Here is a 16,945-nt window from a genome sequence, read left to right as displayed (position 1 = left end):
CAAACTAGCGAATAAGCTCCACTTTGTCACCGACTCTCACGGTGCCTACTCCTCGATGAAGCGCATTTTGGCCAAAGAACGTCTTTCTGTCTTTTCTGCGTGTCTTCAGAAGAACGTCATTAACGTTAAGCTCTTTGACGGCGGTGTCTGGATTGATGGACGGCATAATGCATCTAGAACAAGGTTTTACTAGACTGAATTCGATATCATTGATTCGTATTTTCTCCCACGCATCTTCGGCGTAGGGTAAGCAGCCATCGATGACAATATTGGGCCTAAATCTTCGCATATCCACTGGCACATCTAAGTGAGTATTGAATTCATCCAGCGACGCTTGAGAAACGATCAGTGTGGGGAATCCATCTGCAAAGCTGACGGTTTCCCCATTGTTTGCGTAGTCCAAATCCACCGCACGTTCAGTGTCCTCAGATAGCTCAACAAGGCGGCATGACTTTCCCAGATATTCACTTAGCCATTGGGCGGCTTGCTCGCCGCAATCATTGGCCAATACGTCATCGCCCCACACTTTAACTGAGCGAGCTGAAGACATTTTTGGTACGGCGAGAATGTCCATTCCAGGCGCACTCAGAACGAGCGTGCCGATGTCGATGTCGGCGGTTATCTTACACATTATGGGCTCCGACCTTTGAGACATAAACTTCCCACTATCATCCACGACCATCCATTGTCGATCATAAGCAGGCCCAACCCTTGTGTAGCTTAATTCCTCAACGGATTTTGCTGCCGCGGATTTTAGTGGGTGTATATACAGTTCGCTAATGTTCATGTCTTTTTCTCAAAAATAATCGATCAGAATTTTTTAGTGGGTAAGCATCGGCTTATCAATTCGTTCAATGCTAAATTCCGTTTAAAAAACTAAATTGAGTATCAAACGCTAAGTGTAACGCAGTCGGGAACTCGAAGGATCGATTAAAGCTGATTGTAAGAAAATCCGCTGACTGATTATCGTCGATCAGCCGATAGCTGGTCGATGACAAAGCGGGTATTTCGCCGGTTAGCGGTTCTTCATCGCATTGGCTCAGTATTCCTCGCAGGAATAATTTACAGTCTGTACGCTAACTCGAAAAACGTCCCTTCTTGTGCTGGTTGCCACTCATCTCTTTCTTGTTATTTTTTAGACGAAAGGTCCATGTTTTACGGCAAATTCCCGCGATATTTCCTTATTAATCAATTGGTTGCCTATTTTTTTGAGGTTGACATCAAAATTTAACACAAGTTCGCATTTGGTTTGATTAAGTCTTATTTATATGATAAAAAAGAATAATCAGTTTAGAGGCAGAAGAATAACCTCGGAAGTGAATCAGTGGTTCAACTGAATGACTCGAAGTTATATGTCTTCTTTTTCTATGGTGAACCAGTTTTGTGGAGCGGGTGGTAAGAGCATTTAGCCTGTTCGAGAGACGCAGAACTCAAAATGTCTTTCGTCAAACTATGGCGAGGGCGATCAAATAAGTGAAACGTGTTGAACGCAGCAGAAAAATTGGAAGTTTGACGTGACTTTCTGGTTTTCAAAAGTCGCTGATTTGGCCGAATCGAATATTTGAATTAACTAATTATCGAGGAGTTAAGTTATGAATAAGAAGTCTACTCAACCAGGCTTTCGATCAAGGACTGCGTTGCGACGCACGGCCTTAGCGATTGCCGTATCCAGTGCAATTCCGATGATGGGTGTAAGCACTACTACCTTAGCGCAGGAAAACAATGAGTTAGAGGAAATTGTTGTCACCGGCATACGAGGGTCAATCAAACGTGCACAAGATATAAAGCGCGATGCATCAGGTGTGGTAGATTCGATCGCGGCTGAGGACTTAGGTAAGTTTCCAGATCTGAACGTTGCGGAATCATTGCAGCGTATTTCAGGCGTCTCGATTGATCGCGCTGGCGGCGAAGGCCAGCAGGTAACGGTGCGTGGCTTAGGGCCACAATTTAATACCGTACTAGTCAATGGGCGTCAGATTGCAACAGATACCGGTGGACGCGAATTTAACTTCGATACCTTGGCGTCAGAGCAAATCTCCGGGGCAGACATTTACAAAACTGGTAAGGCAAGCTTGCAAGACGGTGGTATTGGCGCCACGATCAACGTCAATACAGCAAAGCCGTTGGATAATCCCGGCCTACAAATTGCTGGTCAAGTCAAAGCCATCTATGAAACACTCTCTGAAGAGACCGCTCCGGCCGCTTCACTATTGATCAGCAACACGTTTGCAGATGACACAATTGGCATCGGTGTCGCCGTCAGTCATCAAGAGCGAGAAGTTCAAATAAACCGCATTCAGACAGCCGGTTGGCGACCCGGTCAAACGATCTCGAATAATCGCGACGGTGTGCTATTTGAAAATGCCTACATTCCGCGTAACTGGGATCAAATAGTGGATGAGCAATCACGCGAGCGTACAAATGCGAGTCTCGTGCTTCAGTTCGCGCCTTCTGATGATTTACAGGTTACGTTAGACGGCTTCGTTTCAAAATTTGAAATCGATTCTGTGGTGACTGACTTGGCTTCTTGGTTTGAGCCCGATCGCGTTGGATCAGGCGCTATTGCATCGAATGGTACGCTGACAAATTTCACGCAAGAAATTGGTTTGAATCAAGGGTCTGGTGATCCTGCTACGGATTTTGTGTCTCACACACGTAACGGACGTGATACAGAGACGACGGGGTTTGGGCTTAACGTACAGTGGGACATTAACGAGAAGCTTCGAGCTAACTTTGATGCATCGACCTCCGAGTCAGAAAATGATTACGCAGCGCAAGCCAGATTCAACGTTATTGGTATTATTAATAACTACCAATTCACGGGAAATCCTGGCGGAACGCCAACGGTAGCGCACGACGGTTTTGGTAACGGGCAGCTAGCGGATGCCGGACGCACACGCTTACATTACAATGAGCGTGGTGGTAATACCTTCAAAGATGAAATCAGTGAACTGAAGCTAGATTTTGAGTATTTACCTGACTCTGACATCATCGACTCGGTGAAGTTTGGAGCTTACAGTCAAACGCGTGAAAACGAGCGTTTCAGTATCTTTGGAAATCAATGTGCTTTTTGTGGTTATGGCACAGCAGCGCCTAATGCCACGGTTGGTTTGCGTGCTTTTCAAGCCGAGAACTTCTTCCCAGGGTTAATTGATCGTTTTTACACGTACGACGGCGATGCTTATGAGGCTTTCTTGGCGTCGACAGGCAACCCTGTCTCCCCAACATTGCAAAATAATCGATTCACTGTAAATGAAGATATTACCGGTGCTTATGTAGACGCGACGTTTAACTTGTCGGTAGCTGACAAGCCTCTAACGTTGAACGTAGGTGCTCGTTATACTGAAACTGAGGTTGATGTCGATACCGTTCAAAGCTTCATTAGTGATGTTATACCTACGACTGATTTAACTCTGTTTGCTAACCGTTTTGGTCCTGCGAATGAGTTCAACCAAGGCGATGACTACGATAACTTTTTACCGAATATCAGCGCTAAGTACGAACTCAATGACAGTATGGTTTTGCGGGCGGCAATCTATGAGTCTCTGACGCGAGCGACTCTTTCAGAGCTTTCTCCGGCAACCACGTTTAATGAGCCTCGACGTCAAAACTTGACGGCTCAGGGCGGAAATCCTGGACTAAACCCGTTTGAGTCAAGCAATATAGACTTGGGTTTCGAGTATTACTACGGCGACTCAAATGTATTCTCAATCGCGTATTTTGAGAAAGACATTGATAATTTTGTCACTCGATTGGTCGGAACTGAGCAGTTTGAATTGACTGATCGTAGTGCGGCTAATGGTTTTCGTTGCGCCGATGCATTGTGTGCCCCTGGCGCATTAGTGGCGGGTCAGGACATCGTTGCTTCCACGGAAGAACTGAACGGTCAGTTTGAGACGTATCGTGTTACTCGACCTCAGAACGGTGAATCAGCCAAAGTTGATGGTTTCGAAGTATCAATAACGCATATTTTTGATAATGGGTTTGGTTTTTCGGCGAATGCAACGTTTGTTGATAGTGATGCAAGCTTAACTGGGGATACCTCACAGACTTTCGCTCTAGAAGGCGTTGGCGATTCTCAAAACCTTGTTCTGTTTTATGAGAATGAGCGTTTGCAAGCACGTATTGCATACAACAACCGTGAAGCTTTCTTAAGACGCATTAATAATGGTTTTAATGGTGAGCCGATCAACACTAACGAGTTTGGGCAAGTTGATATTAGCGCGAGTTACGATATCAATGACACGCTGACGGTTTTCTTCGAAGGGGTTAACATTACTGAAGAAGAATTGGTTCAGACTGGTCGTTTTGAAAACCAGACATACAACATCGAAGACAATGGAGCACGTTACGCCGTTGGCCTACGTGGTAAGTTCTAACAAAGATCACGTTAGTGGGGGCACAATGGTTGTCCTCACTTGATCAAGTGTTAACTAGAAATAGCTCTCGCTGTTAAAAGCGCGAGCTATTTTTTTGTCCTAAACTTTTTCAAGGTTATCACTTCGATGGTTTATGATTAATCGGAGAAATTAGAGCAAAAATGTAATGAGTGACTCGATTAAAGAAATAGTTATTGTCGGTGGTGGCACCGCTGGCTGGTTGGCCGCTGGGGTGATTGCTGCGCATCATCTGAGCGATGATCCTAATGCGATTAGGGTGACGTTGGTGGAATCGTCGGATATTCCAACGGTTGGAGTTGGAGAGGGAACCTGGCCAACAATGAAAAATACCGTGCGCAGCATCGGCATCAAAGAAAGCGACCTATTTGAACACTGTTCTGCTGCGTTTAAGCAGGGCGGTAAGTTCGTAGATTGGGTGCATGGCAATGGAGACTTTTATTATCATCCTTTTACGGTTCCACTGGGATACGGACGCCTTGACTTGGCGCCGTATGTGAATGACATAGATCAGTTTGCGGTTGAAGCAAATTTTCAACATCACGTGTGTGAAGCAGGTTTGGCACCTAGGACCTTGGCCGAGAACGAATATTCTGGTCAGTGCAACTATGCGTATCATTTAGACGCAGGCGCATTTGCCGAACTCTTAAAAAAGCACTGCAAAAGTAAGCTTAACGTTAACCATATTATCGGCACCGTTAAGAGGGTGGCTTCGCGCCCCAATGGGGACATTGGGGCGGTGCATTTAAGCAATGGACAAAAAGTTGACGGTGATTTGTTCATCGATTGCACTGGCTTTAGCTCTTTGTTGCTTGGTAAAGAAATGGGCGTTGAGTTCCACAATATGGATCACGTTCTATTTAATGATTCGGCGTTAGCGTTGCATGTTGAGTACCAGAGCAAAAGCGCTGACATTGCGCCGCATACCATTGCCACAGGGCAAAATGCCGGGTGGATATGGGACATCGGCCTGACTCACCGGCGAGGTGTTGGGCACGTGTACTCAAGTAAGTACTTAAGTGACGATGAAGCGGCCAAGAACCTTCATAATTACCTTGGAGCCGAACCGGAGACGCTTGAACCAAGAAAAATTAGTTTTAACTCGGGTTACAGAGAACGGTTTTGGAACAATAACTGTGTTGCAATTGGGATGTCGGCAGGGTTTGTTGAACCATTGGAAGCGACGGCTATCATGTTAGTCGAAATCGCAGCAAGGTATGTGGCTGAAAATATGCCCCCCAATAGGGCCATTATGAAGATCACTGAGAAGCGATTTAATGAGCAAATGGATTATCGGTGGCAGCGTATTGTTGATTTTCTTAAGTTGCATTACATGTTGACCAAACGACCTGAGCCATATTGGCGAGCGCATGCGGATGAGACCTACATTCCTGACTCATTAAAAGAAGATTTGGCGATTTGGTCAACTCGAGGGCCAATAAGTGCTGACTTTGATAGTGCAATCGAGTTATTTCCCGCTGCGAGTTATCAATATGTGTTGTATGGTATGGGGTTCCGGCCAAACTTTTCCGAGCAAGCTTATTTGTACAAAGAAAAGACGCAGGCGAATCGAATCATGCAGCAGAATCATCAGATCACGCAGCAAATGTTACAGACTTTGCCTTCACACCGTGAATACATAGAGAAGTGGTTAGCCACGACTCATTAATCAGTATGGTGGCCCGACATGGGTTGCTAATAATAAAAATATTTGAACGATTTTATACCAATGGCAGAATTAGTAGAATTAACCCCCGAGGCTCATGGTCATCTTAAATTAGATACGTCAGCCGCAGTAGAGGTAGCAAGAAGAACTCATATTATGAGCTTACGTGTGACTGAAATTAGTCGAGCGGCTTGTGAGGTTCCCGTGTTTTTAACCAAGTCTGGTCAAGATGGCGAATGGTTAATTTCAGCGATTACATCGTATGAACTAGAGAAAAACTTATTGGTTCGCGATGGCAAATGGCAAGGCATTTATCAGCCTTCAGCTATGACGACGTACCCTTTTTTCTTGATGAAACATCCCACAGAAGAGAAGCAATATACTATTGGGATTGATCCCGAGCACGCGGCTTTTTCTAAAGAAGACGGTGAACCATTATTCGAGGAAAACAAAAAAGCAGGCGCGATGCTTTCTCGCATTACCTCCGTACTGCAAGACGATATGCGAAATGACGTTCACACTTATCAGTTTTGTAAATACATCGATGAGCTGGGTTTAATTCGGTCGATCGACGTCACTGTCCGTTACGAAGGCGGATCTGTTAATACGCTAAAAGGCCTGAATACGATTGACGAGGCTAAATTAGCAGGTTTGAGTGAAGAGCAATTTAAGGATCTCAGAGAAAAGAATTATCTTGCGCCACTGTATTCGCTTTTGATCTCTTTGTATCAACTGAATCATTTAATTCGACTGCATAATGAGCACAGCGGCAGCGAACGAGTTGTGCAAGTATCGATGGGTGTGGAGAAAGACGAAAGCGCTGCAGCGTAATCGGCCAAAGCTTTTGGTATTGCTTACGCTCAATACTAATTGAGCGTAACTTTAAGAGCCTCGTTGTGAAAGCTTCGAGGCTTTCTCGTTACTTGGCGCCTCGAAAGAACAAAACGCCGGTTCCAAATCTATCTTTAAATCCAGGCCAAGGCTGGTTGAGTTGTCCATTCTGTTGCTTTGTCTGAGTGATGTTTTCTCTTTTTGGAAGGAATTCTTCAAATGAGCTTAGTTCTTTTACATGATAGTTTAAGAACGCTAAAATCATGTGCTTGTTAATTCGGTTCAGAGTTTCGGTATTCCACGCTGGCTCGAAATAATGCCCTAGGCCCAACTCATTTTCGTACGCGGCTTTAGGGGCAGGATGAGGGGCTATGTTATGGCGGGCATTTTGATAGACCAGTAGGTACTTATGTTTTGTTCCCGTTTCCAGAAATAATTTCTTAACGCCATTTTCATAGCCCGAAACGTCGTCTTGTTCCCCTGCAATAAAAAGACTTGGCACGCGTATTTTATCCAATTGGCTAATCACACCACTTTCTCCGCCCCACGGGGCCAGGGCGACCATTGCTTTCCAGCTTTCATCGACGTTTGTTAGCCCGGCGTTGCACCCGTTGAGATGACGCAGAATGTCCTTTTGTTCATTTGCCTTAAAACCGAAGGCTGAAGCGACTTCTTCCGAAAATGAATGGCACGCTCCTACCGTGTTGAGTGCGCCATAGCCGCCCATGGAATAGCCGATTACGCCAGCGCGTTTCGAGTCGATGTTCCATGGTGCCCCGTTCTTTTTGAAGAAATCGAGCGTGGCCTGTTGATCTCTAGATCGATGTAATAGTGTGCTTTGAAACCCTGCTCCAGATCCATTTTCAAAGTCAACTTCACTGTTAGTCGAATCGGTGTGATCAATGGCGGCTACCACGTACCCGTGGCTGGCGAGATGCTCGCCAAGGTAGAACATGATGCTTCTGTACCCAGTGTAGCCATGCGACAAAATTATCAATGGATGGCTCACATCGCCATCTTGTGGGCTGGCATCTCGGAATGCGCTCCCTTGAAGAGTAAAACTCTTTTTTGTCCTAGTAACGTCGGTGTAAGTCGCGTTGATTGCGCCTACAGTGTGTTTACCCGGATACCAAACCTCTAAGGTAAGCGTCCGTTCTTCTTTGCTTTTAAGAAGACTGGGCCCAGGGATCGTTATTGTTGTTACTCCAACCGTTAAGGAGCCGGCTTTGGCCAGTTCTGGTGTGGCGGCGTCTTGCGTTGTATAAAGTTGTTCGGCCATAGAAGTACTGTGTTGAGTTGCCAGAGTGTCTGAATTTGAAAACAAGAGTGATAAGGCAAGAGTAATTCCCAATAATTGTGTTTTCATGTTTCTTTAGTCAGCTTTTAATTGGTTAACTTGATCGAGTTTACTGCAGATTATGTGCAATGGATTGTGAATTGAGGCCAATCTTTCCAGTTGTTTCATAAGCCAAGACAAGTTTCATCTGATTGGTGATATTCTGCAAAAAAATCACGTTGTATGCACTCATGAAAAGTAAGTTAAGGTTCACCGCTATTGGTTTGTTTCTGATGTCTTCATCCAGTTTCACGGCCTTTGCTAGCGACATCGAAACGGTGGTTGTTTCAGCTACTCGAACAGAACTGTCCGTGAGCGATGCGCCCAGCAACATCGCCATTCTCAATGAAGATCAGCTCACAAGGACTCAAGCCGAACACATTCAGCAGCACCTCGCGCAAGTTCCTGGCGTGAGTATGCAGCGAGGTGATGGACAGGAATCTTTGCCCGGCATTCGCAGTGCGGTTCTGACTGGCGCTGGTGCTTGTGCTAGCGTGTTAATCATGGAAGAAGGCATTCCAGTGCGGGGGCCGGCATTTTGTAATGTGAATGAATTGTTTGATACTCATTTTGAGCAAGCATCTCAAATTGAAGTGACTCGCGGTCCCGGTACGTCCTTTTACGGTTCAAACAGTTTAACTGGCAGCGTTAATGTTCACCTGCCGAGCCAAGGTAATGACTTCGTGGCTTTTGAAGTTGGGAGTGATTCCTATCGCCGTTTAAAGACTGGGTATTCATACGCAGGCGAGACGTCGAAGGGTCGATTCTACGCGACTATCACCGACGCTGATTCTTTTCGTCAAGAAGCCGGCTATGAACAGCAGAAAGTCAGTTGGCGTCAAGCCAGTTCATTAGCCGACTGGAAGCTCGACTTGGGGCTTACGTTTACACGCTTAGATCAGCAAACAGCGGGTTTTATTACAGGCTTAGACAGTTATCGAAGCGAATCGTTGTCAGAGCAAAATTTAGACCCTGAGGCATTTCGTAAAACGAAATCTTTAAGAGCTTGGGCTAAGCTCAGTAGAGAAGTAGCACAAGGGTACAAATTACAAATTACGCCCTATCTGCGTTCAACTGATATGGACTTCTTACTCCATTTTTTGCCTGGAGACCCCCTTGAGCAGAATAAGCAAACTGGAATTGGTTGGCAGTCATCTCTCAGTGGAGGCATGGCAGAATTAGTATCTTGGTCTGTTGGCCTAGACGCTGACTTTTCAGATGGAGAATTACTGCAGACTCAGTCCGAGCCCACTCAGGGGGCTGCGTTTTTACAAGCCACGATTCCCACTGGAATTCACTATGATTACCAAGTGGATGCTCAACAGTTTGCTGCATTTGGCCATATCCGGTGGGCAATAACTGACTCGCTGAGTCTGATCTCGGGCGTGAGAGCGGAAAGATTAGAGTACGACTATGATAATTTAACCCTTGACGGCAGAACTCGAGATGACGGGACAGAGTGTGGGTTTGGTGGCTGCCGCTACAGCCGTCCTGCAGACGGCTCCGATTCGTTCTCAGAGTTGTCTCCAAAACTGGAATTGCAGTACTCGCTCAGCGACGCCTCAAAGTTACACTTTTCGGCGGCATCGTCTTTTAGAGCTCCTCAAGCGACGGAATTGTATCGTTTACAGCGTCAGCAACAGGTAGCGAATTTGGACAGTGTGCGCGCAGACAATATTGAAGTTGGTTTTTCTTATCAAGGCGAGCGAACTCAGTTTGTTGCGAGTATCTATGCAATGCAACAACAGAACGTCATCATCAGAGACAGTGATTTCTTCAATATTGACGGCAACGAGATTGACAGCCAAGGGCTGGAAGTGTCGTTTTTGCACAATTTTAGTGAGTCAGTCATGCTGAATGTGGCCGCGACCATGGCGGATCATGAGTACGCCTCTGACCAATTCTCTGGTGACGTTAATATTAACGGAAATCAGGTGGATACTGCACCTAAGCGCCTAGTAAACAGTACCTTATCTTGGCGCGCAAGTGACTCTTTCTCAGCCCAATTAGAATGGCAGCACACAGACTCCTACTTTCTGGAGCCTGAAAATACACGACGGTATCCTGGGCACGATGTGTGGCACATGCGAGCTGACTATAAAGTGAGTGATCGCTTGAAGGTGATGGCGCGTATTCTTAATATCTCAGATACGCGATATGCCGAGCGAGCGGATTTTACCAGTTTTACGGATGAGCGGTATTTTCCGGGCCAGCCACGTTCTTTTTACTTAGGTGTGAGATACGATATCAACGCGTTAAATTAGTGTTGATATCGCGATTGAATTAACGTAATTGTAAAAACGCTAGCGCTGATTTACTACGCCGCAATGCGAGCTGTTTTGAAGGCCGCTATGCGTTGTCTAATTTTAGCCACAGGCGTCAAAATCACTACGTTGCCTAACAACACGAGTGCGAAGCCGATAAAGGTGTTGGCAGACCAAACGAAATCCTCGAACAGGCTGCTCAACACAACGGCCACCATGGGAAAGAGAACAATCGAATAACTGGCTTTTTCTGGGCCCATTTCGTTCAGCAGGACGTAGTAGGTTGCAAATGCGATTACGGTTCCAAATATTGCTAGGTAAAGGAGTGAGCCGGTATAAGCTGGTGTCCAAGACGCGTCAAAGCCGGTACCCGTTGCTATCACGATAAGTGCCAGTGCCAAGGCCCCGTAGAGCATGCCCCAGGCGTTGACGGCCAGCACATTCATGCCTGCTCGAGAGTTTCGGACGCTGGCCATGTTGCCCAATGAGGCAACCAGTGCCGAGGCGAGAACAAGCGCTAGTCCTAGCAAAGAGTTTTCATCGTTTGTCGCTAGATCGTTCCAAAAGAGTGCCACCAGCCCGAAGATTCCTAACAGTGCACCAAGGTACACTCGAGCACTAATTTGGCTGCCGAAGAACAATCGCGTGTTTACAATGTTCATCAGTAGCATTGTGGAGAACGCAATGCTTGTCATCGCTGAAGTTAGGTACTTTTGAGACGAGTAGATCAGCACATAATTCATGCTGAAGTTAAACAGCGCTAATAGGGCAATATATCCGTGGTTTTTAACAGAAAAATTCAACGGTACTTTCGCCCAGAGGCAGTAAAGCCACATCACGGCTGCTGCAATCGCAAAACGATAGAACACGGACGTTAGAACAGAGGCTTCACCTAGCTGGAATTCAATGGCCAACCATGTTGACCCCCAAATGAGAACCGTAGCGATATATAGAATGGTGTTTTTCATATAAATATAGGCAGACTAGGTGCATTAATGTTTGTACTTGAGTAGAGTGTACGTTCCATCTGTTTACATAACAGATACAGATCATTAAAAATAGAACATATACAGATGGTGTGGCGAGAGAGCCCCTCTCATCACGTCAATACCCGAGGGTTAAGCGCCATGTCCACAGCGATTCAACGAGACAAGTCGAGTTTTCTATATCAGCAGGTTGTTGAGATGGTGATGGAGATGCGAAGCTCTGGAACCCTTAGGGCGGGAGATCGTTTACCCTCATTGAGAAGCTTTAGCCAGGGGCTAAAGGTGAGCATACCGACGGTTCGTCAAGCGTATGTGGAGTTAGAACGTCAGGGTATGGTTGAGGCCAGGCCGAAATCTGGCTATTTTCTTAAAGCCCAGAATATAGACGTTCAGGGACCCAAAAAGGCGACGCCGCCTCGCCGCCCTAGAGTGGTCAACAAGCAAAGCCTGATTGAAGAAGTATTTACGGCCATACATGCGCCTGGATCCGTTGCTCTAGGTTTGGCGAACCCAACCGCGGCACATTCCTCTGATAAGGCGTTGGCGAGAGTTATGAGACGAGTGTTAGCAAACGCAGGTAACAAGGCGATAGCCTATGGGCCTATGGAAGGGTTTCCGCCACTAAGGCGACAACTGGCGCTTAGTCATATTGATCAAGGTTTACAAATTGACCCAAGTGAGGTGCTTATTACCAATGGCGCTCAAGAGGCCATCGCGATAGCATTAAAATGCGTGGCCAAAGCAGGAGATATCATCGCGGTCGAATCGCCAACCTACTTTGGTGTTTTAGAGCTAATCGAGAGCTTGGGTATGATGGCGCTTGAAATACCATTGTGTCCAGATCACGGAGTTGGACTCGCTGATTTGGAAGCCGCTTTGAAGAAACATCCAGTCAAGGCCTGTGTGTTTTCAAGTTCCATAAGTAACCCTCTAGGTTCGTACATGAACGATGAGCGACGAGAGGCGTTAGTGCATTTACTTGAGTCGAAAGATATACCCCTGATCGAAGACGATGTTTATGGAGAGTTACACTTTCAGAAAACGCGCAGTGTGTTGGCTCAACGATTTTCGACTAAAGGGTTGGTGTTAACCTGTTCTTCTTTTTCAAAAACAGCGGCACCGGGTTACAGAATTGGGTGGCTATTGGCGGGGCGCTTTCATGATCAAGCTAAGCGCGTTAAACGGGCTTTGTCCTGCTCTTCGTCATTACTAAATCAATGGACTTTGTCTGAGTTTATGGCGAGTGGAGAGTATGAAAGAAATATCAGAGTCTTGCGACAAGTGCTAGAGCGATATAAGCAACGAGCTATCGCTTTAGTAACTGAGTACTTTCCCACGGAAACCCGAATGAGTAATCCTCAAGGTGGCGGAGTTCTGTGGGTAGAATTGCCGTCCAAGAATCATGGTAATGATCTATTTCACAGAGCTTTGGATCACAATATTAGCATTGCGCCGGGAACGCTTTTTTCTCCGAGCGACAAATTCAAGCACTGCATTCGGGTCAGCTATGGGGTTCAGTGGAGCGACAAAATAGAAGAAAGCTATCGAATCTTAGGTGAGCTTGTTAAAGAGGGGTCTTCGTAAATCTCGGTGAATCGATGTAGGCTTAACTCGTTCGGTTCGCGCTGTGGTTGCGAGCTCAATTAAATTGTTGGTATCGGCGGTCGAGCAATTTACGCACTGTTGATTTGTACAGCCTTGAATGCGCCAAAATGGGTGCTATGGGGCTTTGTGTAATAGTCGTTGATAAGATTGCTTTGAGTGAGTCTGCTTTATAGTCAGTGAAGCCGTGATGAGCCTTTATTTACCTTCGCTATTTCGAGTAAACTACGGCCTTTAGATTTTGTGGCCCCCAAATTAGAATATGCACGTCACCGGCAAGCTATTTATCATTTCTGCCCCTTCTGGAGCGGGCAAAACCAGTCTGGCGCGCGCTTTGATTGCAAATTCAGGGAATTGCCGAATGTCGGTGTCCCACACAACTCGTCATCGTCGAGCAAATGAAGTAGACGGCGTAGATTACTTTTTCACGAGTAAAGATGAGTTTCTGGCAATGACGGAAGACGGCGTTTTCTTAGAGCACGCTCAAGTTTATGGTAACTACTATGGAACGTCTCGGCTGGCGGTAGAAGAAATGCTGGCGAAAGGGGACAATGTCATGCTTGATATCGATTGGCAAGGTGCGCGTCTCGTGAGGCAGCAGATGCCAAAGGCGGTGAGTATTTCGATTCTTCCACCATCTATTGACGAACTGGAACGGCGCCTGCGCAGTCGTGGTAGTGACTCAGCTGATGTGATCGCAGCGCGGATGCAGAAGGCCTATGATGAGATGGCGCACTGCAGAGAATCTGATTTCATCGTGCTCAATGATGACTTTAATCAAGCTTTACGTGATTTGACACTGATTCTTGATGGAGAAGGTGATAGTATTCGTCCCCTTACGCTGGATATTGATGCACTGCTGGACGGTGTGTAACGCGAAGCACCAGTTGCGTTGAATGATTGGGGCGCGATCAATGGGCGTTAAGCCAGATAAACATAGCCTGAGCGTGACGTAAAGTTACGGTCATCAGGTTAGAAAATATTCGAATTTTTAGTTAGATTTAATAAGATTAAGAGGTGAGCCATGGCTCGAGTTACCGTCGAAGACTGTTTGAACAACGTTGATAACCGATTTCAACTTGTGTTGGTTGCTACAAAACGTGCGCGTCAAATTTCATTAGGTTCAGAACCGTACGTTGATGAAGAAAATGATAAGCCTACGGTAATCGCGCTGCGTGAAATTGCTGATGGTCTTGTTACTCGCGATATATTGAAAGATGTTGTGGAAGATGAGTTTTTGGAAGCAGCGCCAGCAGAGGAAGAGGAAGCAGAGTCGAATGAGCTTGATGCGCTGACGGCCGCTCTTCAGGCGGAATTGGCTGGAGCAACGGGCGCGTCTGAGTAAAATGACGTCCAGCGTTAGGCGCGATTTATCTAAAGGGTTTGGCTTCGGCTAGGCCCTTTTTTGTGCGCACTCAGCGAGCCTGCTGAGTGGCGTAAATGTCAGTGACCGACCGCACTATGAGAAACAGCTTCAGTTGATTATCAAGCCCTACCCTTACAGCTTTTCTAAACGGCGCTTTTTTACACAGTCGCCAGAAAAAGCCATTAGATCGGTGTGTAAAAACCGGCTAGCATCGTATCTACCCCAGTCTGGCATAGACGATGTTTATCGCGCGTTTGTTTTCGCTGAAAAGTATCACCGCGGACAGGTCAGAAAGTCAGGTGAACAGTACATCCATCATCCAATCGAAGTGGCGGAAACATTGGCGGAACTTAGGATGGATTCGCGAACCCTGATGGCCGCGTTATTGCATGACGTGATCGAGGACACTGACGCCACAAAAGAACAAATAATTGAACAGTTTGGTGAAGACATCGCGTTGATGGTTGACGGTGTCAGCAAGATTGGCCAAATAGAATTTGAGAGTAAGGAGCAGGCTGAGGCCGAAAACTTTCGGAAAATGCTGATGGCCATGTCAGAAGACGTGCGGGTCATGATCATCAAATTGGCTGACAGGCTGCATAACATGCGCACGTTGTCGATAATGCGAGCGGAAAAGCAAAAGCGTATCTCTCAACAGACCATTGATATTTATGCCCCCATCGCTGAACGACTAGGTCTGTATCACTGGGCGCGTGAGTTACAGGATTTATGCTTTAGTTACCTCTACCCTAAACGACACTCAGCGATTCTTAAAGCGATTGAAACGCGCGAAGGCAACCGCAAGCTCATTGTTGAAAAGCTGCAAAACAGTCTTGATCAAACTATTGAAGCTGCTGGCTTGACTGACTTTGCTGTCAAAGGGCGTAGAAAAACCGTCTACAGCATCTATAAGAAGATGACCAGTAAGCGAAAATCTTTTGACGAGTTGCATGATATCTATGGTTTTCGAATATTGGTTAACTCGGTCGATGAGTGTTATCGAGCTTTAGGTATTGTTCATAATGCTTACAAGCCCATCCCGGGACGCTTTGTGGATTACATAGCAATTCCTAAGGCGAATGGCTATCAATCGTTACACACCGTGGTTTTTGGACCATTAGGCGATAATATTGAAGTTCAGATTAGGACCAAAGACATGGATCATGTGGCGGAAGCAGGCGTGGCCGCGCACTGGGTTTATAAGCAAGGAGAAGACAGTGCAGAAAACTCAAGCCACTTGGCTCGTCAATGGTTGTTAGACTTACTAGATCCGAAGCACCAAACAGGAAATCCTGTGGAGTTCTTAGAGCACTTAAAGACGGACCTTTATCCAGACGAAGTCTATGTTTTTACACCTAAGGGCGATATTAAGAAGATGCCCAGAGGCTCTACGGCGCTCGATTTTGCCTATGCGGTTCACACCGATGTGGGTAATCATTGTACGGGCGCAAGAATCAATCGTTCGCTGGCTTCGCTGCCCAGTGTGTTATCCAACGGTGACAGTGTAGAGATAATAACTTCAAAGAGCTCTTGGCCAACCACGGCATGGCTTAATTATGCGGTGACGGCAAAGGCAAGAACGCAAATCCGTAATTATTTAAAGCACCAAACTCAAGGCGATGCACTGAAGTTAGGAAAGCGCCTCTTGGCCGGTGCGACTAAGCAAAGGTTGTTTGGGCGCAGAAAAATACCGGCCAAAGTTAAGACCAAGCTACTCAGTCAGCTTGAGGTGGAAACCTGGTCCGATCTGCTTATTGAAGTTGGGCTAGGGCAACGATTGCCTGACATGGTGGCGCGTCAAATAGCGCAACTGTCTGATGAAGGGGCCGAAGGCGAATCGCATGAACCTGAGCCGCTAATTATTAGAGGCTCGGAAGGGCTGTTAGTCACTTATTCAAAATGCTGTTGCCCGATCCCCGGTGATTCTATTATGGGAACATTCACCATAGGGCATGGTCTCGCAGTCCATACCACCGATTGCCCGAACATATCGGAAATTCAGCGACAGCCGGAAAAGTGCTTGATGGTTGATTGGGATGCAGACTTAGATCAAATGTTTCATGTAAAGATCCAGGTTAAGATAAATCATGTGTCTGGCGCGTTTGCAGACGTGGCGATGGCCATTGCGGAGAATGGTTCAAATATTAACTACGTTGATTTGCGGGAGGGCGCAGATAACGTTCGACAAATGGATTTTGTGATCGACGTAAAGGATCGTGTTCATCTCGCTAAAATCGTTAAAGCGATTTACCGGACATCAAACGTTAACAAAGTTATCAGGCAAAAAGGATAGGAAAACTGACTCTGCGATAGAGTGAATAGACCAATAGAAATTGGAAGTATTTGTATCTTGGACGTCAAATCCTTGTCCGGAGGTGGTGCAGCACGATACGCTGAGTAGGGATTTACACAGCTTGGGAATGAAAACTCAGCATTCTAAGTAATGCTACGGAAATAAAAATGAGCATCAAAAGATGCTCATTTCTAAAGTAAAAAC

At 46.2% G+C, this 16,945-nt stretch carries 11 protein-coding genes; 8 read left to right on the top strand and 3 right to left on the bottom strand.

All coding sequences use genetic code 11. The annotated features are described in order from the left end of the window. Window positions 1-4: 4 nt before the first annotated feature. On the bottom strand, window positions 5-787 hold the full coding sequence (locus tag ABWW54_RS18150) for an MOSC domain-containing protein (protein WP_353414368.1): 783 nt from the start codon (window positions 785-787) through the stop codon (window positions 5-7). Window positions 788-1,592: 805 nt separating this feature from the next. Here ABWW54_RS18150 and ABWW54_RS18145 point away from each other — a divergent pair. The 3 genes from ABWW54_RS18145 to ABWW54_RS18135 all read left to right on the top strand — a co-directional run bounded on the left by ABWW54_RS18145 (window position 1,593) and on the right by ABWW54_RS18135 (window position 6,894). Then, complete coding sequence (locus ABWW54_RS18145; RefSeq protein WP_502907830.1) at window positions 1,593-4,379, top strand: TonB-dependent receptor; 2,787 nt, start codon at window positions 1,593-1,595, stop codon at window positions 4,377-4,379. 166 nt (window positions 4,380-4,545) lie between these two features. Beyond that, window positions 4,546-6,066 (top strand): tryptophan halogenase family protein, encoded by a 1,521-nt coding sequence (locus tag ABWW54_RS18140; protein ID WP_353414366.1) that lies wholly within the window; start codon window positions 4,546-4,548, stop codon window positions 6,064-6,066. A gap of 60 nt (window positions 6,067-6,126) precedes the next feature. After that, window positions 6,127-6,894 (top strand): SapC family protein, encoded by a 768-nt coding sequence (locus tag ABWW54_RS18135; protein ID WP_353414365.1) that lies wholly within the window; start codon window positions 6,127-6,129, stop codon window positions 6,892-6,894. Between the two features lie 88 nt (window positions 6,895-6,982). Here the strand turns inward: ABWW54_RS18135 and ABWW54_RS18130 are convergent, their stop codons facing one another. Continuing rightward, window positions 6,983-8,260 carry an alpha/beta hydrolase family protein gene (locus tag ABWW54_RS18130; RefSeq protein ID WP_353414363.1) on the bottom strand — a complete coding sequence of 426 codons (1,278 nt, stop codon included), beginning with the start codon at window positions 8,258-8,260 and terminating at the stop codon, window positions 6,983-6,985. 161 nt (window positions 8,261-8,421) lie between these two features. On the opposite strand from ABWW54_RS18130, the gene ABWW54_RS18125 reads away from it, so the two are divergent. Beyond that, window positions 8,422-10,494: a TonB-dependent receptor gene (locus tag ABWW54_RS18125; RefSeq protein ID WP_353414362.1), complete on the top strand. Its 2,073-nt coding sequence runs from the start codon at window positions 8,422-8,424 to the stop codon at window positions 10,492-10,494. A gap of 53 nt (window positions 10,495-10,547) precedes the next feature. On the opposite strand, the gene ABWW54_RS18120 is transcribed toward ABWW54_RS18125, so the two are convergent. Continuing rightward, on the bottom strand, window positions 10,548-11,462 hold the full coding sequence (locus tag ABWW54_RS18120; RefSeq protein ID WP_353414360.1) for a DMT family transporter: 915 nt from the start codon (window positions 11,460-11,462) through the stop codon (window positions 10,548-10,550). A 159-nt stretch (window positions 11,463-11,621) separates the two neighbouring features. On the opposite strand from ABWW54_RS18120, the gene ABWW54_RS18115 reads away from it, so the two are divergent. From ABWW54_RS18115 to ABWW54_RS18100, 4 genes are all read left to right on the top strand, one after another. Next, complete coding sequence (locus tag ABWW54_RS18115; RefSeq protein ID WP_353414358.1) at window positions 11,622-13,064, top strand: aminotransferase-like domain-containing protein; 1,443 nt, start codon at window positions 11,622-11,624, stop codon at window positions 13,062-13,064. A gap of 280 nt (window positions 13,065-13,344) precedes the next feature. Continuing rightward, window positions 13,345-13,956 carry a guanylate kinase gene (gmk, locus tag ABWW54_RS18110; protein ID WP_353414356.1) on the top strand — a complete coding sequence of 204 codons (612 nt, stop codon included), beginning with the start codon at window positions 13,345-13,347 and terminating at the stop codon, window positions 13,954-13,956. A 150-nt stretch (window positions 13,957-14,106) separates the two neighbouring features. Next, window positions 14,107-14,427 carry a DNA-directed RNA polymerase subunit omega gene (gene rpoZ, locus ABWW54_RS18105; protein WP_353414355.1) on the top strand — a complete coding sequence of 107 codons (321 nt, stop codon included), beginning with the start codon at window positions 14,107-14,109 and terminating at the stop codon, window positions 14,425-14,427. Window positions 14,428-14,560: 133 nt separating this feature from the next. Next, window positions 14,561-16,741: a RelA/SpoT family protein gene (locus tag ABWW54_RS18100; RefSeq protein WP_353414354.1), complete on the top strand. Its 2,181-nt coding sequence runs from the start codon at window positions 14,561-14,563 to the stop codon at window positions 16,739-16,741. Window positions 16,742-16,945 lie beyond the last annotated feature (204 nt).

Origin of the sequence: Arenicella sp. 4NH20-0111, from assembly GCF_040366405.1 — a bacterium.
Taxonomy (GTDB): domain Bacteria; phylum Pseudomonadota; class Gammaproteobacteria; order Arenicellales; family Arenicellaceae; genus Arenicella.
Note: the sequence above shows the minus strand (reverse complement) of the source record. Positions and strands in the feature narration are given on the sequence as shown.